The organism is Amycolatopsis decaplanina DSM 44594 (genome assembly GCF_000342005.1).
GTDB classification, from domain to species: Bacteria; Actinomycetota; Actinomycetes; order Mycobacteriales; family Pseudonocardiaceae; genus Amycolatopsis; species Amycolatopsis decaplanina.
This window is the reverse complement of sequence record NZ_AOHO01000048.1, coordinates 32,748-49,939: the sequence shown is the minus strand read 5'-3', so window position 1 is coordinate 49,939 and position 17,192 is coordinate 32,748. Positions and strand designations below refer to the sequence as shown.

Below are 17,192 nucleotides of genomic sequence, written 5' to 3'. Positions count from 1 at the left end.
TTGAATGTTCACCGCCACCGCGCCTCTTCGAGGATCTTGTCGAGGCCTGGAGTGTTCCACTCGTCGACGATCACGAGCTGCGTTTTCGGCAGGAACCAGACCCGCTGGGTGACCGTACCGCCGCCAGAACACGTGAGCCGCCACTCTTCGTACGCGGCCTTCTTCGTCCCGACCGGGCGAAGCTCCTTCGTCTGGAGGACGGGCGAACCCTGGGTCTCACCGGGTGCCCCGAGGGAGTGACACGGACGCGGGCCGTTGGAGCGGTTGTACGGCTTGCCCGGTTCATACGCCGGAGTGGCCGCGTCGACGCGCGAGTTGTCGCTGAAAAGGACGTTCGAGCACTGCGACGGCTGTGTCCCGCCACCCGTGCACTGGTCCGCGGTCACCAGGTAGCGCTCGATGGGCGCGCTGGACAGCAGCGCCCACTTCTCCGGCGTGGTGATGGTGAAGGCGCCGACGTCGTCCTCTTTGACCCGTTGCCCCTGGGTGCCGCCGGACGTGAGGCCGAGCAGCTTCTTGACCCTGGGACTCAGCAGGTCGAGCAGCCGGTCGTAAGGCACGGTGACCGTCGTCGGATTGCAGGCCATCGGGTATCCGAGCACGAAGGCGGCGACGTGGAAGTCCATCCCGCTCGCCGCAGGCGCCGCCTGCACCATCGACCCGTCCTGGGTGTACGGATCCGACATCGCTCGTGCGGGAAGATGCTGTGGCTCCGATGGCGGCGTGGCGAGACACTCGCCCGGTTTGGCCGAGGCGTACATCCGGTCTTCCAACATCCGCATCCGCTCGGCGTTGCCGTCGACGTTGTCGAACAGCTGCGCTGTCGGGATCACGTCGCCGTCGGACAGATCGATCACGAGGGTCCGGGCGTCATAGGCGCCGTGATTTCCGAGCTGGACCGTTTCGACCGAGCGTTCGTAGACGACCGATATCAGCTTGTCGTCCTGACGCAGGACCTCGGCCGTGGTGGACATGTGCGGGATGTCGCCGTCGGGTTCCTTCTCCGGCGGGTTGCCCGGTGACCAGACGCTCGTGAGCCAGCCGTCGATCGGCGCCATCAGCGCCTTGTTGACCCGCTCCTCCACTGCTTTGTCCTTCAGCCCGCTGATCCGGACGTACTTTCCGTTGAAGTCGAAGCCGTTGAGTTTCTCGGTGCGGGTGAGGAGGTCGACCTTCATCGCGGCGAGAGTCGTCGTCCGAGGCGGCGCCTCGTCCTCGCTATTGGCGTTGACCACCACGACCGTGCCGACGGCGGCCGCGGTGACGGCGGCGACCGCGGCGGTCACCTTGAGGCCGAGCGCGATCCCGCCGCCGGTGGCCGCCGCGACACCGCCCGCCGCGCCGCCCGCGAGGACCGGTGCGGCGGCGGTCCCGGCGCCGAGCAGGGCCAGCGGGGACAGGGCGACCAGGACACCGGCGCCCTTGGCGAGCCAGTGCCAGCCGTTGCGCTCCCAGTCCTCGCCGTACGCCTTCCTCGCGGACGCCTCCAGTTCGGCGACGAACTCGGCCGCGCCCGACGGCCGCTGGGCGACGTCCTTCGCCATGCCGCGCGCGATGAGGTCGCGTACCGGTTCGGGAACCTCTCCGAACGGGATCGGGGCGTATTCGTGCAGCGTGCGCAGCACTTCGGTCTGTTCGGCCTCGTACGGCCGATGACCGGCGACGCACTGGAAGAACACGCAGGTCGCGGCGTAGACATCGGTCGCGGGCGTGGCGATGCCGCCTGCCCACTGCTCGGGCGCCATGTACGCGGGCGTGCCCGCGGCGACACCGGTCTGCCCGGCGAGCACGGCGATACCGAAGTCGACGAGCTTGCTCTGCCCCTCACGGGTGACCAGGACGTTGGCCGGTTTGTAGTCGCGGTGGACGGTGCCCGCGGCGTGGGCGCCGGCGAGACCGAGCAGCGAGCCCTTCAGGATGGCCAGCGCGGCTTCGGGTTCGAGCTTCTCCTGGCGGCCGAGGAGCTCTTTCAGCGAGATTCCGTGAACGGCTTCCATGATGATGGCGGCCCCCTGCGGGGTCTCCACGAACTGGTGCAGACGGGCGATGTGGGGCCCCGAAACGCGGCTCAGGATCTGCGCCTCATGGCGGAACTCGGCCAGGCGCCGCGGGTCTGCCGCGAACCTCGCGTACAGGTATTTGATGGCCACGACCTGGGCGGATTCATCGTGCCGGGCCAGTACGACCCGCCCGAATCCACCTTCGCCGAGCGACCCCATCTCGGTGAAACCCGGCAAGGCCCAGTCGTCCACAGATTCCTCCGCGATTCCCGATCGTGTCCCCTTGGAGGTGAGCTGCGCCGCAGCGGTTCCCTGCCTTCCGGGTTTAGGGTTACCAGTCGGTCACTTAGCCCGTTGCGATGGAGGAACGATGCGTTCGCCGAAGGATTTCTTCGCCCCGCTCGCGGTAGGGGCGCCGGAACCGCTCCGCCAGATCCCCGTGCCTCCTTCGCGGATGATCCACTTCTTCGACCCCGGTAACGAGAAAATGGCCGCCAAGGTCCCGGATCTCGCCAAGAAGGTCGACGTCCTGCTCGGGAACCTCGAGGACGCCGTGCGCGCCGACCGCAAGGAGGCCGCGCGGAACGGGCTCGTCTCCATCGCGAAGTCGACCGACTTCGGCAAGGCGCAGCTGTGGACCCGCGTCAACAGCCTCGACTCGCCGTGGGTGCTCGACGACCTGATCACGCTGGTCACCGAGATCGGCGACAAACTCGACGTGATCATGGTGCCGAAGGTGGAGGGCGCGCAGGACATCCACTACGTCGACAGGCTGCTCGCGCAGCTCGAAGCGCGGGCGGGGCTGACGAAACCGCTGCTGGTGCACGCGATCCTCGAGACCGCCAGCGGCGTCGCGAACGTCGAGGAGATCGCCGGCGCGAGCCCCCGGATGCAGGGCATCTCACTCGGCCCGGCCGACCTCGCCGCGAGCCGCCGGATGAAGACCACCCGAGTGGGTGGCGGGCACCCCGGTTACCTGGTGCGCACGGACCCGACCGGCGAAGACCTGAATGAGGGACGCACGACATACCAGCAGGATCTCTGGCACTACACCGTCGCGCGGATGGTCGACGCCTGCGCGGCGAACGGGATCTTGCCGTACTACGGGCCGTTCGGCGACATCCGCGACGTCGTGGCCTGCGAAGACCAGTTCCGCAACGCGTTCCTCCTCGGCTGTGTGGGCGCCTGGAGCCTGCACCCGGTGCAGATCGACATCGCCAAGAAGGTGTTCTCGCCCGCTCCCGAGGACGTCGCCTGGGCACGGCGCGTGATCGCCGCGATGGGTGACGGCACCGGCGCGGTGATGATCGACGGCAAGATGCAGGACGACGCCTCGGTGAAGCAGTGCCGGGTGGTCGCCGAACTCGCCGACGCCCTGGCCGCCGACGACCCCGAACTCGCCGCCGCGTACGACGCCGCCAGCAGTGTTTGACCTCGCGCGACCCGAAAAGATCAGGAGGCTTCCGCATGAATCCCCGGCGTTCCGTCCTCTACATGCCCGGCGCGAACGAAAGAGCGCTCGAAAAGGCCAAGACGCTGGACGCGGACGGGCTCATCCTCGACCTCGAAGACGCCGTCGCGCCCGACGCGAAGGAGGCCGCACGTGAACGCGTTTGCGCCGCCGCGTCGTCGAAGGAATACGGCTCGCGCGAGGTGACCATCCGCGTCAATGGCCTCGACACCGAATGGCACGACGCCGATCTCCGTGCCGCCGCGCAGGCGGGCCCGGCCGCGATCGTGGTGCCGAAGGTGAACTCCGCCGCCGAAGTGCACAACATCGAGCGCGCGCTGGAACTCGGCGGCGCGCCGGACCACACGAAGATCTGGGCGATGGTCGAAACCCCGGTCGCGATGCTGCACGCCGAGGAGATCGCCTCGGCGTCCGAGCGGCTGACCGTGCTGGTCATGGGCACGAACGACCTGGCGAAGGAACTGCACGCCGAGTTCGTCCCCGGCCGCGCGCCGCTGCTGGGCGGGCTTTCGCTCGCGCTGCTGGCCGCACGCGCGACCGGCAAGGCGATCCTCGACGGCGTCTACAACGACGTGAAAGACCTCGAAGGCTTCGAAGCGGAATGCCTGCAGGGACGCCAGTTCGGCTTCGACGGCAAAACGCTGATCCACCCGGCGCAGCTGGAGCCGTGCAACCGGATCTTCGCGCCGTCCGAGGAGGAGATCGCGCGGTCACGCAGGATCATCTCGGCGTTCGAGGAGGCGCAGGCGGCCGGGCAGGGCGTCGTGACCGTGGACGGGCGGATGATCGAGAACCTGCACGTGGAGAACGCGCGACGGATCCTGGCGCTGGCCGAGGCGATCGGCGGCTGACGCATGCAGTCCTCTGGATGCGGTAGTTGCGCGCGCAAGTACCGCAAGCAGGTGCCGAATCGCGCAGTGGGGTGACTTGCACGAACCGGCGAATCGTCATCTTTTCCAGACGATTGCCTAAGCTGTGCGCATGACCCAACAGCGGCTGACGTCGATCGAGATCGAAGGGTTCACTTCGATCCGTTCGGCGCGCGTCGAACTGGGCGCGATGAACGTGCTCATCGGCGCGAACGGCGCGGGCAAGAGCAACTTCGTCCAAGCCTTCGAGCTGTTGGGCAGGATCAGCGAAGACCTGTTGAACCTGTTCGTGGGGCGCAACGGCGGCGCGTCGGCGCTGATCAACGACGCCGCGGACACCTCGCGGATCAGCCTCAAACTGGAGGCACCGCCCAACAGCTACCAGGCCCATCTGGCGGCGGCCCCCGGCGAAGAACTGATCTTCGACGAAGAAGTGATTTCGTACCACGGTCCCGGCCACGATCAGCCCTGGACGAGATCGATCGGACGTGGGCACCGGGAAAGCCGCCTCAACGACGTCGTCGAGGAACGCGGCAGCAACTCGGTGGCTTCACACATCACCGAGTTGCTTCAAGGCTGCCGCGTCTATCACTTCCACGACACCAGCGTCGACGCGCCGGTGAAGCGCCTTTCTCCGACCGCGGACAATCTGGCCCTGCGCGCGGATGCGGGCAACATCGCCGCGGTCCTGCTACGGCTCCGGGAAAGCGAAGACCGGGCGGACAAGGTCGCGTATCGCCGGATCGTCGGCGCGATCCGGCTGGTCGCCCCGTTCTTTCGCGACTTCGTCCTCCAGCCGGACAGCACCGACCGCATTTTGCTTCGCTGGCGTCGGCAGGGTTCGGACACGATCTTCTCGGCGAACCAGATGTCGGACGGAACACTGCGTTTCGTCTGTTTGGCCACGCTGTTGCTCCAGCCGGAACTTCCCGCGCTCGTCGTGCTCGACGAACCCGAACTCGGGTTGCATCCGGTCGCCATCGTCCAGCTCGCGGACATGCTGCGCCTGGCGTCGACCCACAGCCAGGTCCTGATCGCGACCCAATCGGTGACGCTGATGAACCAGTTCTCCGCCGAAGACCTGATCGTCGTCGAGCAGCGAAACGGCGATTCGGTCTTCACCCGGCCCAACAAGGCGGCGTTGGAAACCTGGCTCGACGAATACTCGCTCGGCGAACTCTGGGAGAAGAACATCATCGGCGGACAGCCAGGATCTATGGGCAGCGTTCTCGATGCCTGAGCGGAAACGTCTGCATCTGCTGGTGGAAGGGCAGACGGAGGCGACCGTGGTCCGGGACCTGCTTTCCGCTCACTTCCAGCGGCAAGGCTGGTTCGTCACCTATTCGACTGTCCGCACGCATACGTCGTCCGTCACCTACCGTGGCGGCGTCACGTCGTGGCCGAAGTTGCAGCGGGAGATCAAAGAACTTCTCGCCAGCCCGCGTCTCACCGTGCTGACGACTCTGTTCGATTACTACGGCTTCCCTTCGGACGCGCCGGGTATGGGGACACGTCCGGCAGGCGCCGCCACCGGCAAGGTCGAGCACGTCGAGCAGGCGCTCGGGACGGCCATCGGCGATCACAGATTCGTTCCCCATCTCGTCCAGCACGAACTGGAATCGTGGGTGTTCGCCGCCGGTGACCAGCTCGCTTTCCTTCGCGACGATCCCGCGGTCGCCGAGCGGATCGAACAGGACTGTGCCGAAGCCGGCGGGCCGGAACTCGTCAACGACGACCCGAAGAACGCGCCTTCGAAGCGACTGGCCAGGTACTGCCCTGGCTACGTGAAAACCCTCGAAGGGCCCTTGGCGATCGCCGATCTTGGCATAGATGGTCTCAGCGCACGATGTCCGCACTTCGCCGCCTGGCTGGCCGAGCTCGACTCCAGGGTCTGACGCATTTCGTCCTCTGGATGCGGTAGTTGCGTGCGCAAGGACCGCATTCAGGGGACTAAATGCGTGGGTGGTCAGGGCCAAGGGCGCGGAGTGGAGCGCAGGGTTTCGTAGGCGGCAGCGGCGCGAAGGACGTCGAGGTCGGCGAAGCGGCGGCCGCTGATCTGGAGGCCGATCGGCTGGTCGTCGCTCGTGTAGCCGCAGTTGATCGAGACCGCGGGCTGCCCGGACATGTTGTACGGCACGGTGAACGCGACGTGCTCGAACGGGCGGCGCGGGTCGTTGGTCGGCGAGGGCCAGTCGGCGGGTGGGGCCGAGACCGGGCAGGTCGGCGACAGGACGACGTCGAAGCGTTCGGTCGCGCGCAGGGTCGCGACGGCGATGGCGTCGATCTGCGCGAAACCGCGATAGGCGTCGACACCGCTGACGTCGGCGCCGCCTGCGGCCCAGTCGGCGATGTACGGCAGGACCTTCGCGCGGCGCTCCTCGGGCAGCGCCGACATGTCCGACCAGGCGCGGACGCGCCAGAAGGTGTCGAGTCCGTCGAGCATTTCGCGGCGCAGGAACGGCGAAACCGGCTCGACGACCGCACCCGCGGCCTCGAACAGCCGCGCGGCTTCGGTGACGGCGGCGATCGTCTCCGGCAGCACCGGGAGTCCGACACCCGGGTCGAGATGGAGCCCGATCCGCAGGCCCTTGACCTCGGCCGAAAGCGACGCCCAGTCAAGTGAGGACGGCGGAAGCGAGAGATGATCACGACCGTCCACACCGGACAGAACGCTCATCAGCAGCGCGGTGTCGGCCACGGTCCGCGTCATGGGCCCGGCGACGCGGCCGAGGAACGGCGGATCCACCGGTACCCGGCCGAAACTCGGCTTCAGCCCGACCAGTCCGCACCAGCCGGCGGGCAGCCGGATCGAGCCGCCGATGTCGGTGCCGACGTGCAGTGGGCCGTAACCGGCGGCGGCCGCCGAACCGGCACCGGCGCTGGAGCCGCCGGGCGTGCGCGTGGTGTCCCACGGATTCCGCGACGCGGTGTGGAAACTCGACAGCCCGGAGGTCAGCATCCCGTAGTCCGGCATGGTCGTCTTGCCCAGCAGGACACCGCCCGACTCCCGCACGCGAGCGCCCGCCGGGGCGTCTTCGGGCGCGGGTGCGAGCGAGGTGGCGGCCGTGCCGAGCGGGACCGGTGTGCCGCGGGTCGCGATGTTCTCCTTGAGCGTCAGCGGAACGCCGTCGATCGGGCCGAGCGGTTCCCCGGCGTGCCAGCGACTTTCGGACGCCTTCGCGTCTTCACGTGCGCCCCTCGGGTCGTACGCGTAGAGCGCGTGCAGTTCGGGTTCGCGCGCCTCGACACGAGCGAGGACCGCTTCGGTGACCTCGACCGGCGACAGCGTCTTCGCGCGATACCGCGCGACCAGTTCGACGGCGGTCAGATCGGGCAACTCCGGCACGGCAACACTCCTTACGTCGCGGGCGGTTCGAAGCGGCCGTCGACCGCGGTCCAGCCGCCGTCCACCGCCAGCACGGAGCCGGTGACGAACGACGACGCGTCCGACGCCAGGTAGACGACAGCGCCCGCGAGTTCGTCCGGACGCGCCCATCGGCCGAGCGCACCCTTCGTCGCGTACGCGTCGTACCAGCCCGGATTCGCTTTGATCTGCGCTGTCAGCGGGGTCTCGACGACACCGGGCGCGATCGCGTTGACCCGCACCCCCGCCGGGCCGAACTCCGCCGCCGCCGTGCGGAACAGCTGCACCAATCCGGCTTTCGTCGCCGCGTACGGACCTTGACCAGGCTCGACGGTGGTGCCGCGGATCGACGAGAACCCGATGACGCTCCCCCGCCCGCGCTCGACCATCCCTGCGCCGAAAGCGCGGACGACTTCGAAGGTCGCGCCGAGGTTCAGCGCGATCACCCGGTCGAATTCCTCGCGCGTGTACTCCAGCAGCCGTTTGCGCACGTTGGTCGCGGCGGTCAACACGACGACGTCGATCTCGCCGAGTTCCTCAGCCGCTCGCGCGGCCGCACCGGGCTCGAGCAGGTCGATCTCGTACGCCTCGCCCGCGCCGGTCTCCTTGGCGGCCGCGACATCGCGGTCCGCGACGATCACCTCGGCGCCGTGCGCGGCCAGTGCTTTCGCGGACTCGCGGCCGATTCCGCTGCCACCACCGAGGACGACGGCCCGGCGTCCATCGAGCCTGAACAGGTTTTCGTAATTCACGGGCGCAGCACCGCCATCCTCGTCACAGTCAGTTCTTCGACCGCGAATCGCGGCCCTTCCCGCCCGATCCCGGAGTCCTTCACCCCGCCGTACGGCATGGTGTCGGATCGGAAACCGGGCACCTCGTTGACCACCACGCCGCCGACCTCGAGTTCGTCGAGCGCGCGGAACGCCGTCTTCAAAGAGGTACTGAACACCGAGGCGTGCAGGCCGTAGCGCGACGCGTTGACGGCCTCGAATGCTTCGTCCACGGAGGACACAGTGCGGATACAGACCACAGGGCCGAAGATCTCCTCGTCCCAGCATTCGAGGCCATCGGGCACGTCGAGCAGCACGGTCGGCCGGATCACCGTGCCCTCGACACCGCCGCCGGCCAGCCGCGCACCGGCCGAAGTCGCTTTGTCGACCCACTCCTGAACGCGCCGAGTGGATCCCGGGTCGATCAGTGCGGAGACTCGCGTCTTCTCGTCTCGCGGATCACCGGTGACGACCTCGCCGAGCCGCGCCAGCACGCGTTCGATGAATTCCTCGGCGACCGCGTCGACGACCAGCACCCGCTGCACCGAGATGCAGGCCTGCCCGGACGCGTAGAACCCGCCGCGCAGCACGGCGTCCGCGGCCGCGTCGAGGTCCGCGTCCTCCGCGACCACCAGCGCCGCGTTGGAACCCAGCTCCAGCAGCGTCTTCGTGGGCGCGGCGTCGCGGGCGATCCGGTGTCCGACCAGCGCGGATCCGGTGAAAGACACCGCACCGGCGCGCCGGTCCGTGACCAGCGCCGAGCCGACGGCCGCGTCGCCGGTGACCAGCTGGACCATCGCGGGCAGATCGGTCAGCGAGCGCACGAGGTGGACCAGCCACAATGTCGCCAGCGGCGTCTGCGGCGCGGGTTTCACCACCACCGGGCAGCCCGCGGCGATGGCGGGCGCGATCTTGTGCGAAGCCAGGAGCAGCGGATAGTTGAACCCGGCGATGCCGACCACGACACCGATCGGCTTGCGTTTCCAGAACCCGACCAGCCCGTCCCCGGACGGCAGCAGGTCGAGCGGGACGGTCTCGCCGTGCAGCCGCGAAACCTCCTCCGCGGCGGCCTGCCAGGTGACGATCGTCCGCGCGACCTCGACGCGACAATCGACCAGCGGCTTGCCGGTCTCCAGCACCAGAAGCTGCTCGAATTCGGAACGCCGGGCTTCCAAAGCGGCGGCGACATCGTTCAGGAGCGAACGCCGGGTACGCGACGGCAGGGCCGCGACCTGCTTGAACACCGCGACCGCCTCGTCGATCGCGCGCGTCGCCAGCTCCGGCGTCCCGACCGGCGCGCGGCCGATCTCACTCCCGTCGTACGGGAAAACGACCGGTTCCGTGTCCACAGTGGACACCCAGACGTCGCCGATCGGCAGCCCCTCCGGATACTCAGCCATCGTCCCCTCCCCGCAACCGCGCCAGTTCGGCCCGCAGATTCGGCGCGGCCGCCAGCAGTTCCCTGGTGTACTCGTGTTCCGGCGCGTCGTAGACCTGGTCGACGTCACCGATCTCGACGATCTCCCCGCGCCGCATCACCGCGACCCGGTCGCAGACGTGCCGCACCACGCCGAGGTCGTGCGAAACGAAGATCAGTGTCAGCGAGTACAGCTCGACCAGCGACGCGAGCAGGTCGAGGATCTGCTTCCGCACCGAGACGTCGAGCGCGCTGACCGGTTCGTCCGCGATGAGCACGCTCGGGTTCGGCGCGAGCGCCCGCGCGATCGAGATGCGCTGCCGTTGCCCGCCGGAGAATTGGTGCGGATAGCGGTCGGCGGCGTCAGAAGGCAAGCCGACGGCCTTCAACAGTTCCGAGACCCGTGCGGGATCCCGTCGGCCCAACGGTTCGGAGATGATGTCGCGCACCCGCATCCGCGGATCGAGCGAACCCATCGGATCCTGGAAGACGATCTGCAGTTCCGACCGCAGGAAGCCGAGTCCGCGCTCCGGCAACGTGTCGATGCGCTTGCCCTGGAACGAAACACTGCCCGCCGTCGGCTTGTCCAGGGCGGCCAGCAATCTGACCAAGGTGGACTTTCCCGAACCCGACTCGCCGACGATGCCGAACCGCTGACCGGCCTCGACGTCGAACGAGACTCCGCGCAGCGCATGGACATCGCGCCGGGTGTAGCGGCGTTCCAAATCTCTCACCGAGATCATCATCGGCTCGCCTCCAGATCCGAAGCGGCCAACAGCTTCTTCGTGTACTCGTGCCTCGGTGACGTGAGAACCTCGCGTGTGGTGCCGGATTCGACGATCTCGCCGTCCAGCATCACCAGCACCCGCTCGCACACCGACGCCACGACGGCGAGGTCGTGCGTGATGAACAGCAGCGCGCTCTCCCGTTCCCGGACGCCGTCGAGGATCAGTTCGAGGATCTGCGCCTGCACGGTGACGTCCAGTGCCGTCGTCGGCTCGTCGCAGATCAGCAGCTTCGGGTCGTTGGCCAGCGCGATCGCGAGCACGACGCGTTGCCGCTGCCCACCGGACAGTTGATGTGGATACGCGCGGAAGGTGCCGGGCAACCCGACGGAATCCAGCAATGCCTCGGCCGCCTCGCGATGTTTCCCGCCGTTTCGATGGATCCGCATCGGTTCGGCCACCTGTGCGCCGACCCGCATCGCCGGGTTCAGCGCGGTCATCGGTTCCTGGAACACCATCGACAGTTCGTTGCCGCGCAACCGCGACAGTTCCTTCTCCGGCGCGCCCAGCAGCTCGCGGCCGTCGAGTTTCACCGACCCGGAGGCGGCGAGTTCCTCGGGCAGCAACCCCATGATCGACAACGCGGTCAAGGACTTCCCGGAACCCGACTCGCCGATCAGCCCGACACGCTCACCGCGCGCGATGTCGAACGAGACGCCGCGAACCAGGCCGCCGATCCCGAGGCCGTGGACTTCCAGTGTCATAGCCGCGCCGCCAATCGGGGGTCGAGGCGGTCGCGGAGGCCGTCACCGAGCAGGTTGAAACCGAGGACGGCGATGGCGATCGCGACGCCGGGCACGAGCGCGAGCCGCGGGTGCAGGGTCAGGAAAACCTGGGATTCCTGCAGCATCCGGCCCCACGAGGGGGTCGGTGGCCGCGTGCCGAAGCCGAGGAACGACAACGCCGCTTCCGCGAGCACGGCGATCGCGAACGACACCGACGCCTGCACGATCAGCAGTCCGGAGATGTTCGGCAGCACGTGCCGCGCCGCGATGTTCAGCCGCGACCGGCCCGCCGACCGCGCGGCCAGCACGAACTCGCTGCTCATCACCTGCAGCGTTCCCGAACGCGCGATCCGCGCGAACGACGGGATGGTCGCGATGCCGATCGCCACCATCGCGGTCAGCGTGTCCGCCCCGAACACCGCGCCGAACATGATCGCCAGCAGCAACGCCGGGAACGCGAGCACGAGATCGTTGACCCGCATGACGAACTCGCCGAGCCAGCGTGAGGACATCCCGGCGAGGATGCCCAGCGGCGTCCCGATCAGGGCGGCGATCCCGACCGCGACCACGCCGACGTAGAGCGTCGTCCGCGCGCCGACCATCAGCTGGCTGAGCACGTCGCGGCCGAAACTGTCGGTGCCGAAGAGGTTCGAGCCGCTGAAGTCGTGCAGCCGGTTGGCCGCGTCGACCTTCGCCGGGTCGAACGGCGTCCACACGAAGGAAAGCAGCGCGGCGAAGACGATCAGAGCGACCAGGACGCCGCCGATCAGGAGACCGCGGTTACGCATCAGGAACCCCGCAATCTCGGGTCGAGCACCGTGTAGAGGACGTCGACCACGAAGTTCACCAGCAGCACGCCGACCACCAGGACCAGCACGATCCCCTGCACGGACAACAGATCCCGCGACGCCACCGAGTCGAGCAGCATGCTGCCCAGTCCCGGCAGGACGAACACGCGCTCGACGACGACGGCGCCGATCAGCAGTGTCGCCAGTTGCAGGCCGAGCACCGTCACCACCGGCACGGCGGCGTTGCGGAGTCCGTGGCGGAACAGCGCTTGGAACGGCCTCAGCCCTTTGGACCGCGCCGTGCGCAGGTAGTCCTGTCCGAGCGTGTCGAGCACGGCGGACCGGACATAGCGCGTGAGCACCGCGCCCTGCACGAGCCCCAGCGACAGCGCGGGCAGGACGAGACCGCGGAGGAATTCGGCGGGATCCTGCACCGGGGGCGTCCAGCCGCCGGAGGGCAGCCAGCGCAATTGCACCGCGAAGATCTGGACCAGGATGATGCCGGCGAGGAACGCGGGGATCGCGACGCCGATCTGCGACAGCCCGGAAACCGCGGTGCCGTCGGCCTTCCGGTGCCGCACCGCGGCGAACGTCCCGGCCGGGACGGCGATCAGCAACGCCACCAGCATCCCGGCCCCGACCAGCCACAACGTCACGCCGAGCCGGTCGGTCAGCGCGGGCCCGATCTCCTCGCGGGTGATGTACGAGCGGCCGAAGTCGCCGTGCAGGACACCGCCGATCCAGTCGAAGTACTGCGTCGCGAGCGGCCGGTCGATGCCGAATTCGGCGCGGGTCTTCGCGACCAGTTCCGGTGTCGCGTTGACACCGAGCGCGACCTGGGCCGGATCGCCCGGCAGCACGGCCATGAACAGGAACACCACGATGGACGCGACCAGCACTCCGGCCAGGAGGATCGCCACACGGCGCACGATCTTGACCGTCATCGCGGCGCCAATCCCGTGAGATCGAAGGACTCGCTGACCTGGTTGCGGACGAACCCGGTCACCTTGTTCTTCGCCACGATCACGTTGGGGAACAGGAAGAGCCAGTCCGCGGCGGCGTCTTCGGACAACCGCCGGGCGACCTGGCGCATCGCGTCGATCTGCTCCTGGGGCGTTCCGGCGTCGGCCTTCGCCAGCTCCTGCCGGACGGGCTCGCCGTCGTAACCCCAGTAGTACTTCGGCCTGCCGAAGGTGACGATGTCGCGCGCCTCGACATGTTGGATGATCGAGAGGTCGTAGTCGTGGTCGGTGAAGACCTGCTTGAGCCACACCGCCGGGAAGTCCAGCGGCTCGATCGTCACCGTGACCCCGACGTCCGCCAGCTGCGACGCCACCACCTGCGCGGCCGACACCGCGTACGGGAGATTCGGGATCCGCAACCGCAGCGCCGGATTCGGCTGTCCGGCCTCGGCGAGCAGCGCTTTCGCCTTCGCGGGATCGAACGGATACGCGTTCGACAGGTCCTCGTACCAGGGATCCGTCGGCGGGACCATGCTGCCGATGAGCGTGCCGCGGCCTGCCCAAGCGGTGTCCAGTAACGCCTTCCGGTCGATGGCGTACGACAGAGCGCGCCGTACGCGGACGTCGTTCAGCGGTGGGCGCGCGTTGTTGAACGCGAGCGTGACCTCGCTGTTCGTCGTGCCTTCGATGACGGTGAACCGGTCGTCGCTCTGGAACTGCGGGATCGAATCCGGCACGGTGATCGCGGAGATGACGTCGATCCCGTTGCTGAGCAAGGCGTTGTTGAGCGCCGTCGGATCCTTGATGTACTTGAGGACCACGGTCGAGTAGGCCGGTTTCGCGCCCCAGTACGCGGGATTCTGCTTGAGCACGATGGAATCCCCGCGCCGTCGCGAGGACACCGTGTACGGCCCGGTGCCGATGGGTTTGTTCGCCAGATCAGCGACACCGGTGGGGCTGAACATCGCGCCGAGACGGCTGGTGAGGCTGAACAGCCAGCCGTTGCTGGGCTTCGTGAGCACGACCCGCGCGTGGTCCGGCGCCACGACGTCGACCCGGTCGACGACGTCCATTGTGGACTTGATCGAGACGGTCCAGTCGGTTTTGACCCGCATCAGCGAGAACTTGACGTCCTCGGCGGTGAACGGCGCCCCGTTGCCGAACCTCACGTTCTTCCGCAGCTTGAAGTCGTAGGTCTTGCGATCTTCCGAGACCGTCCACGATTCGGCCAGCAACGGCACGATCTTCGCGTCCGCGTCGAGTTTCACCAGACCTTCGTAGACGTTGTAGAGCAAGGCCTGCGGGATGGCGGCTCCGTCGGTGCGGGTGAAGTCGAAGTTCGCGGGTTCGGCGGTGTACCCGATGGCGAGCGTGCCGGGATCCTTGGCGACCGTGGCACTCGAACCGGCGGAGCAGCCGGAGGTCACCAGCAGCGCTGTCAACGCTGTCAACGCTGCGGATTTCCTTAGGGCTTTCATCCTGCCCCCTGACCGGTAGACTGGTCTGACCAGTAAACCAGACGAGACGGCAGGGTCAAGATGGAATTCGAGCCGGTCGCCCCTGTCCGCGCGTACCAGCGCGTCGTAGAACAGATCGAGGAAGCCGTGTTCAGCGGCCGGATCAAACCCGGCGACCGGCTGCCGAGCGAACGCGAGCTGATGGTCCAGTTCGACGTCGGCCGCTCGACCGTGCGCGAGGCGCTGCGGGTGCTGCAAGCAGCGGAAATGATCCGCTCACGGCCCGGCGATCCACGCGGCCCGGAAGTCCTCGCCGCCTCTCCCGCCGCGTTGCACCGGTCGATGCACCGGCTCGCGCGGGCCGACCACCTCGGGCTGTCCGAACTCCTGCAGTTCCGCATGATCCTCGACGGTTCCGCACATCTGCTCGCCGCGCAGCTCAGGACCGAGGACCATCTCGCCGAGTTGGACACGGCACTGGAGGCGATGCGCACGGGCGTCTCGAAGGGGTTCGCCGAATTCAGCCACGCGGACGTCGCGTTCCACGAGGCCATCGCCCGCGCGACGGGGAATCCGCTGCTGGTGATCAGCGGCGAGGTCGTCCGCGGTGTCGTGCTGGAACTCATCGAGGACAAGCTGGAGCACGCCGACGACCGGACCGCGTTGATGGGCAAGTGGCTGGCGCATCACGAAGAGGTGCTGGGAGCGATCAGGGACTCAGACGGCGAGCGCGCGTCGCGGCTGGCGAAGCAGGCGCTTTACGACAACTACGCCGAGTACGTCCCCGAAGAGCAACGTCGTCTCTTGCGGCCGTTGCTCGCTTGACCCACCCCTACACTCGCTCAGGTGGGGGTTACCAAGCGGCCTTCGACGGCCCGCCAAGGTGTCGGTCTCGCGTTGTCCGGCGGCGGCTATCGCGCGATGTTGTTCCACACCGGAGCCCTGTGGCGGCTCAACGAACTCGGCTGGCTGTCGAAGATCTCGACGTTCTCCAGTGTCTCGGGCGGTTCGATCGCCGCGGGCGTCCTCGCACACGCGTGGTCGGACCTGAACTTCGAAAACGGGATCGCGGAGAACTTCCACGACAAGGTCGTCGTCCCGGTCCGGAGCCTGGCACGCACGCGGCTCGACATCCCGGTCACCTTGCTCGCCATGGCCGTTCCGTGGCGGAGCGCCGGCGAGGAACTCGCGCGGGTGTACGCGAAACACCTGTTCGGCGACTGCTGTCTCAAGGATCTGGACCCCGCCGGTCCGCAGTTCGTCTTCACCGCGACGAACCTTCAGGACGGCGCGCTGTGGTGGTTCTTCCGGCAGAACGGACCGCACGGGAACATCCCGCTCGCGACCGCGGTGGCCGCGTCTTCGGCCTTCCCGCCGATGCTTTCGCCCGTGGTGATCCGCGACCCGCATTCGGACGAGCGGAAACGCAAGATCGTGCTGAGCGACGCCGGCGTCTACGACAACCTCGGCCTGGATCCGGTCGAGGGGCACGCGACGGTGCTGGTCAGCGACGCGGGCAAGCGGATGAAGGTCAAGCGCAGGGTCAAACGCGACTGGGGGCGGCAACTGCTGCGTGTCCTCGACGTGATCGACAACCAGGTGCGCGAGCTGCGGCGGGGTGCGCTGCTGAAGTCCTATGTGGAGCAGGATTTCACGGGTGCCTACTGGGGGGCTTACGTCGATCTCGAGAATTTCGAGCTCGGCGATTCGTTGAAGGCGCCTGTCGATCTCACGCACAAGCTGGCGGAAACCCCGACGCGCCTGACGAAACAGCCCGAAGTGCTGCAGGAGCGGTTGATCAACTGGGGTTACGCGGCCTGTGACGCGGGGATGCGGAAGTGGGTCGATCCCGAGGCGGTGGCTCCGGGCGGGTTCCCGTTCCCTGGCGCCGGGTTGGGCTGAAAGCGTCCTTCACCGCGTCAGATGCGACGAAAGCGTCCTTCACCGCATCGGATGCGGTGAAGGACGCTTTCAGCTCACGTCAGGCGACCAGGTTCGCGTAGACGATGATGTTGTCCTTGTAGCTGTGCTCTTCCTTGTCGAAGACACCGCCACAGGTGATCAGCCGCAACTGCGGCTTGTCCGTGTTGCCGTAGACCGCGTCCTCGGGGAACTGGTCCTTGGGGACCTGGTCCTTCTTTTCGACCACGAACTTCAGGCTCTTGCCGTCACTGCGGTCGACGAGCACCTCGTCACCCGGATTGACATCCTTGAGCTTGTAGAAGATGCCCGGCTGCTTGTTGCCGTCGACGTGCCCGAGCACGATCGCCGGACCGACGTCGCCGGGAACCGGCGAAAGCTGGTACCAGGCGGCCTGCATCGGCTTCTTCGCCGAGGGGACGGCCATCTTGCCGTCCTTGTTGATCGCGACCGCGATCAGGTTCGACTCCGCGCCGATCTTGGGGATCTTCACGTTCGTCGGCCGGACGCCATCGAACGGCTTCGTGACCGGAACGGTCGATTCCGCCGGGGCCTGCTGTGCCGCGGGCGCCGGTTCCTCGGAACCGCAACCGGTCAGCGCGAGGGAAAGGATCAGGGTGGCCGCGACCGCGCGGCCACCCCGCCTCAGGAACTTGGTCGACAT

General features: G+C 67.7%; 16 protein-coding genes. 6 read left to right on the top strand and 10 right to left on the bottom strand.

Annotation, left to right across the window (positions count from 1 at the left end; genetic code table 11):
* Window positions 1–8: 8 nt before the first annotated feature.
* Window positions 9–2,252: a serine/threonine-protein kinase gene (locus tag H074_RS12770; RefSeq protein WP_007030457.1), complete on the bottom strand. Its 2,244-nt coding sequence runs from the start codon at window positions 2,250–2,252 to the stop codon at window positions 9–11.
* 118 nt (window positions 2,253–2,370) lie between these two features.
* Here H074_RS12770 and H074_RS12765 point away from each other — a divergent pair, with 118 nt between their 5' ends.
* The 4 genes from H074_RS12765 to H074_RS12750 all read left to right on the top strand — a co-directional run bounded on the left by H074_RS12765 (window position 2,371) and on the right by H074_RS12750 (window position 6,235).
* Window positions 2,371–3,432: an HpcH/HpaI aldolase/citrate lyase family protein gene (locus H074_RS12765; protein ID WP_007030456.1), complete on the top strand. Its 1,062-nt coding sequence runs from the start codon at window positions 2,371–2,373 to the stop codon at window positions 3,430–3,432.
* A 35-nt stretch (window positions 3,433–3,467) separates the two neighbouring features.
* Window positions 3,468–4,322, top strand: coding sequence for an HpcH/HpaI aldolase/citrate lyase family protein (locus H074_RS12760; protein WP_007030455.1), 855 nt, complete (start codon window positions 3,468–3,470; stop codon window positions 4,320–4,322).
* A gap of 130 nt (window positions 4,323–4,452) precedes the next feature.
* A complete protein-coding gene (locus H074_RS12755) occupies window positions 4,453–5,580 on the top strand; it encodes an AAA family ATPase (protein WP_007030454.1) in 1,128 nt (375 codons plus the stop codon).
* Entirely contained in the window at window positions 5,573–6,235 is a 663-nt protein-coding gene (locus H074_RS12750) for a DUF4276 family protein (RefSeq protein ID WP_007030453.1), read from the top strand. The genes H074_RS12755 and H074_RS12750 overlap by 8 nt, the downstream gene beginning before the upstream one ends.
* Before the next feature lie 71 nt (window positions 6,236–6,306).
* On the opposite strand, the gene H074_RS12745 is transcribed toward H074_RS12750, so the two are convergent.
* The 8 genes from H074_RS12745 to H074_RS12710 are packed head-to-tail and all read right to left on the bottom strand — an operon-like array spanning window position 6,307 to window position 14,593.
* Complete coding sequence (locus tag H074_RS12745; RefSeq protein WP_007030452.1) at window positions 6,307–7,686, bottom strand: amidase; 1,380 nt, start codon at window positions 7,684–7,686, stop codon at window positions 6,307–6,309.
* Window positions 7,687–7,697: 11 nt separating this feature from the next.
* Entirely contained in the window at window positions 7,698–8,456 is a 759-nt protein-coding gene (locus H074_RS12740) for an SDR family NAD(P)-dependent oxidoreductase (RefSeq protein ID WP_007030451.1), read from the bottom strand.
* Window positions 8,453–9,874: an aldehyde dehydrogenase family protein gene (locus H074_RS12735; RefSeq protein ID WP_007030450.1), complete on the bottom strand. Its 1,422-nt coding sequence runs from the start codon at window positions 9,872–9,874 to the stop codon at window positions 8,453–8,455. Before H074_RS12735 ends, H074_RS12740 begins: the two co-directional genes overlap by 4 nt.
* The gene (locus H074_RS12730; protein WP_007030449.1) at window positions 9,867–10,637 is read right to left on the bottom strand and encodes an ABC transporter ATP-binding protein; all 771 of its coding nucleotides are present in this window, start codon (window positions 10,635–10,637) and stop codon (window positions 9,867–9,869) included. The genes H074_RS12735 and H074_RS12730 overlap by 8 nt, the downstream gene beginning before the upstream one ends.
* The gene (locus H074_RS12725; RefSeq protein ID WP_007030448.1) at window positions 10,634–11,380 is read right to left on the bottom strand and encodes an ABC transporter ATP-binding protein; all 747 of its coding nucleotides are present in this window, start codon (window positions 11,378–11,380) and stop codon (window positions 10,634–10,636) included. Before H074_RS12725 ends, H074_RS12730 begins: the two co-directional genes overlap by 4 nt.
* The gene (locus H074_RS12720) at window positions 11,377–12,189 is read right to left on the bottom strand and encodes an ABC transporter permease (RefSeq protein ID WP_007030447.1); all 813 of its coding nucleotides are present in this window, start codon (window positions 12,187–12,189) and stop codon (window positions 11,377–11,379) included. The genes H074_RS12725 and H074_RS12720 overlap by 4 nt, the downstream gene beginning before the upstream one ends.
* Window positions 12,189–13,133, bottom strand: a complete 945-nt coding sequence (locus H074_RS12715; protein WP_007030446.1) for an ABC transporter permease — start codon at window positions 13,131–13,133, stop codon at window positions 12,189–12,191. The genes H074_RS12720 and H074_RS12715 overlap by 1 nt, the downstream gene beginning before the upstream one ends.
* Window positions 13,130–14,593 (bottom strand): ABC transporter substrate-binding protein, encoded by a 1,464-nt coding sequence (locus tag H074_RS12710; protein ID WP_007030445.1) that lies wholly within the window; start codon window positions 14,591–14,593, stop codon window positions 13,130–13,132. Before H074_RS12710 ends, H074_RS12715 begins: the two co-directional genes overlap by 4 nt.
* A gap of 96 nt (window positions 14,594–14,689) precedes the next feature.
* Here H074_RS12710 and H074_RS12705 point away from each other — a divergent pair, with 96 nt between their 5' ends.
* Both H074_RS12705 and H074_RS12700 read left to right on the top strand, forming a co-directional pair.
* Window positions 14,690–15,433, top strand: coding sequence for a FadR/GntR family transcriptional regulator (locus H074_RS12705; RefSeq protein WP_007030444.1), 744 nt, complete (start codon window positions 14,690–14,692; stop codon window positions 15,431–15,433).
* 72 nt (window positions 15,434–15,505) lie between these two features.
* Entirely contained in the window at window positions 15,506–16,510 is a 1,005-nt protein-coding gene (locus H074_RS12700; RefSeq protein ID WP_007030443.1) for a patatin-like phospholipase family protein, read from the top strand.
* Between the two features lie 79 nt (window positions 16,511–16,589).
* Here the strand turns inward: H074_RS12700 and H074_RS12695 are convergent, their stop codons facing one another.
* Complete coding sequence (locus H074_RS12695) at window positions 16,590–17,192, bottom strand: class F sortase (protein ID WP_007030442.1); 603 nt, start codon at window positions 17,190–17,192, stop codon at window positions 16,590–16,592.

Bases quoted from the DNA above. Each gene is read 5' to 3' on its own strand.
- H074_RS12720 (WP_007030447.1), bottom strand. From the start codon at position 12,189: ATGCGTAACCGCGGTCTCCTGATCGGCGGCGTCCTGGTCGCTCTGATC.
- H074_RS12750 (WP_007030453.1), top strand. From the start codon at position 5,573: ATGCCTGAGCGGAAACGTCTGCATCTGCTGGTGGAAGGGCAGACGGAG.
- H074_RS12730 (WP_007030449.1), bottom strand. From the start codon at position 10,637: ATGATGATCTCGGTGAGAGATTTGGAACGCCGCTACACCCGGCGCGAT.
- H074_RS12755 (WP_007030454.1), top strand. From the start codon at position 4,453: ATGACCCAACAGCGGCTGACGTCGATCGAGATCGAAGGGTTCACTTCG.
- H074_RS12760 (WP_007030455.1), top strand. From the start codon at position 3,468: ATGAATCCCCGGCGTTCCGTCCTCTACATGCCCGGCGCGAACGAAAGA.
- H074_RS12715 (WP_007030446.1), bottom strand. From the start codon at position 13,133: ATGACGGTCAAGATCGTGCGCCGTGTGGCGATCCTCCTGGCCGGAGTG.
- H074_RS12765 (WP_007030456.1), top strand. From the start codon at position 2,371: ATGCGTTCGCCGAAGGATTTCTTCGCCCCGCTCGCGGTAGGGGCGCCG.
- H074_RS12695 (WP_007030442.1), bottom strand. From the start codon at position 17,192: ATGTCGACCAAGTTCCTGAGGCGGGGTGGCCGCGCGGTCGCGGCCACC.
- H074_RS12735 (WP_007030450.1), bottom strand. From the start codon at position 9,874: ATGGCTGAGTATCCGGAGGGGCTGCCGATCGGCGACGTCTGGGTGTCC.
- H074_RS12705 (WP_007030444.1), top strand. From the start codon at position 14,690: ATGGAATTCGAGCCGGTCGCCCCTGTCCGCGCGTACCAGCGCGTCGTA.
- H074_RS12725 (WP_007030448.1), bottom strand. From the start codon at position 11,380: ATGACACTGGAAGTCCACGGCCTCGGGATCGGCGGCCTGGTTCGCGGC.